At 69.7% G+C, this 2,773-nt stretch carries 2 protein-coding genes; both read left to right on the top strand.

Annotated elements, in window-relative coordinates; genetic code table 11:
- Nucleotides 1-467 precede the first annotated feature (467 nt).
- Nucleotides 468-917, top strand: coding sequence for a PTS sugar transporter subunit IIA (locus tag O3W51_RS47635; RefSeq protein ID WP_138357805.1), 450 nt, complete (start codon nucleotides 468-470; stop codon nucleotides 915-917).
- 99 nt (nucleotides 918-1,016) lie between these two features.
- Nucleotides 1,017-2,687 carry a phosphoenolpyruvate--protein phosphotransferase gene (gene ptsP, locus O3W51_RS47630; RefSeq protein WP_138357804.1) on the top strand — a complete coding sequence of 557 codons (1,671 nt, stop codon included), beginning with the start codon at nucleotides 1,017-1,019 and terminating at the stop codon, nucleotides 2,685-2,687.
- Nucleotides 2,688-2,773: the final 86 nt, after the last annotated feature.

Genomic DNA, 2,773 nt, shown 5'->3' with positions numbered 1-2,773 from the left:
TGCCGTCACCGGCGCCCTCCGGGCTTCCCTTCGTGTTTCCGACTCTATCAGACGCTTTCACGCCCGATTCCCGGTCAGCGGGAGTACTGCAGATCCTGCATTGTGTTGCTTTAGCGTTTCTGCCTTTCGGCTTTCCCGCTGCACCCGACTTTACCAGAAGGTTTCTGTCGGATTTCCCGGCCAATTCGAGTCTGCCCTGGAAACACACGTTTCCGCGGCACTCGTCGAGGCGGTTGTGCCAAGGTACTGGACGCCCTCGCCCCGTGCAAATCGGCTACGAGGGTCCTTCGGCCCTCGGATCGGGTCCGGTGAAGATGCCACACTGAGTGGTCGGGATCGATCACCCGATGGTCGGATCCGCTCGGGCGGAATCCTTACTTCACATGACTTAGGCTGCTCAAGCGGCATCGCCGTCCGGTGACAGGTGGTGACGGCGTCTTTGAGCTCCGCATCTAGGAGGCTTCCCCATGACGATCGTTTCGTCCCCCCTGGCCGGACGTGCCATCGGGCTCGCGGCTGTGCCCGACCCGGTGTTCTCCGGCGCGATGGTGGGCCCCGGCACCGCCATTGACCCCGTGCGCGAGCCTTCGGCCGCGGTCTCCCCCGTCGACGGCATCATCGTCTCCCTGCACCCGCACGCGTTCGTCGTCGTGGACGACGAGGGACACGGCGTACTGACGCACCTGGGCATCGACACCGTTCAGCTCAATGGGGACGGATTCGAGCTGCTCGTCGCGAAGGGCGACACCGTGCAGCGTGGACAAGAGGTCATCCGCTGGAACCCGGCCGCGGTCGAGGCCGCGGGCAAGTCGCCGGTGTGCCCCGTCGTGGCACTCGAGGCGACCGCCGAGGCGCTCAGCGATGTGGCCGTCGAGGGCGACGTCAAGGCCGGTGCCCCGCTCTTCGTCTGGCAGTAGTTCCCCCGCGTAACCGCTGTACCCCAGGGGGCGTCAACGAGGACGTCGGAAGAATCTGAGCGACGGCATCGATCGTCGCAGTGACCGGAGACAGGTGAGATGGAGACAACGCTGCGAGGCGTCGGTGTCAGCCACGGTGTGGCGATCGGCGAGGTACGGCACATGGGTACCGCTGTTCTGGAGCCCCCGGCCAAGCAGATCCCGGCGGAGGAGGCTCCGCGTGAGCAGGGCCGTGCCCGGCAGGCCGTCGAGGCCGTGGCAGCCGACCTGATCGCGCGTGGGAACCTGGCCGGCGGTGAGGCCCAGCACGTGCTGGAGGCCCAGGCCATGATGGCCCAGGACCCGGAGCTGATGGCCGACGTCGAGCGCCGGATCGCGGTGGGCAGTTCCGCCGAGCGCGCCGTCTACGACGCTTTCGCCTCCTACCGTGCGCTGCTGGCCAACGCGGGTGAGTACCTGGCCGGCCGGGTGGCCGACCTGGACGACGTCCGCAACCGCATCGTGGCCCGGCTGCTCGGCGTCCCGATGCCGGGTGTGCCGGACAGCGACGAGCCGTATGTACTGATCGCCCGGGACCTGGCACCCGCGGACACCGCGCTGCTCGACCCGACGCTGGTCCTCGGCTTCGTCACCGAAGAGGGCGGCCCGACCAGCCACAGCGCGATCCTGGCGCGTGCCCTGGGAGTGCCGGCCGTGGTGGCCATGCCCGGCGCGGGTGAGATCGCCGAAGGCACCGTCATCGCGGTGGACGGCAGCACCGGTGAGCTCTTCGTCAACCCGAGCGCCGAGAAGCGCGCGGAGCTGGAAGAGGCCGCCGCCGCACGCAAGGCCTCGCTGTCGGCGACCTCTGGTCCCGGCGCCACCTCCGACGGTCACAAGGTTCCGCTGCTCGCCAACGTGGGCGGTCCCGGCGATGTTCCCGCGGCGCTGGAGGCGGGCGCCGAGGGTGTGGGCCTGTTCCGCACCGAGTTCCTCTTCCTCGATGACTCCGCGAAGGCGCCGTCGGAGGAGAAGCAGATCGAGGCGTACCGCAAGGTCCTCGAAGCGTTCCCCGAGGGCCGGGTGGTCGTGCGCGTGCTCGACGCGGGCGCCGACAAGCCGTTGGACTTCCTCACCCCCGCGGACGAGCCGAACCCGGCGCTGGGCGTGCGGGGTCTGCGGTCGCTGCTGGAGCACCCCGACGTGCTGCAGACACAGCTGCGGGCGCTGGCCAAGGCTGTTGAGGGCCTGCCGGTGTATCTCGAGGTCATGGCACCGATGGTGGCCGACCGTATCGACGCCAAGGCGTTCGCCGACGCGTGCCGCGAGGCCGGTCTGCGGGCGAAGTTCGGCGCGATGGTCGAGATTCCCTCGGCGGCGCTGCGGGCCCGGTCCATCCTCCAGGAGGTCGAGTTCCTGTCGCTGGGCACCAACGACCTGGCGCAGTACACCTTCGCCGCCGACCGGCAGGTCGGCGCGGTCTCCCGGCTGCAGGACCCCTGGCAGCCAGCGCTGCTCGACCTGGTGGCGGCGGCGGCCGACGCGGCCAAGGCCGAGGGCAAGAGCTGTGGTGTCTGCGGCGAGGCGGCGGCCGACCCGCTGCTGGCCTGTGTGCTCACCGGTCTGGGTGTGACGAGCCTGTCCATGGGTGCGGCGTCCATTCCTTATGTACGCGCCACGCTCGCGAAGTACACGCTGGCGCAGTGCGAGCGGGCGGCGGCTGCCGCCCGGGCGACCGACACCGCTGACGAGGCGCGCCGCGCGGCGCAGGCGGTGCTGTCCGGCGAGTGATCGCCGGCGCGTGTGGTTGAGGTAGGTCCGAGGGGCGTTACACCCGTTTACGGTGGAACCCCCCACGCTCCTCGGGGTGCGCGTCA

Origin of the sequence: Streptomyces sp. H39-C1 (assembly GCF_027158125.1) — a bacterium.
Taxonomy (GTDB): domain Bacteria; phylum Actinomycetota; class Actinomycetes; order Streptomycetales; family Streptomycetaceae; genus Actinacidiphila; species Actinacidiphila fildesensis.
The sequence above is the reverse complement of the archived record's forward strand: the minus strand, read 5'-3'. Positions and strand labels throughout refer to the sequence as shown.

Coding starts and splice junctions, on each gene's coding strand:
- O3W51_RS47635 (WP_138357805.1), top strand. CDS start 468: ATGACGATCGTTTCGTCCCCCCTGGCCGGACGTGCCATCGGGCTCGCG.
- ptsP (WP_138357804.1), top strand. CDS start 1,017: ATGGAGACAACGCTGCGAGGCGTCGGTGTCAGCCACGGTGTGGCGATC.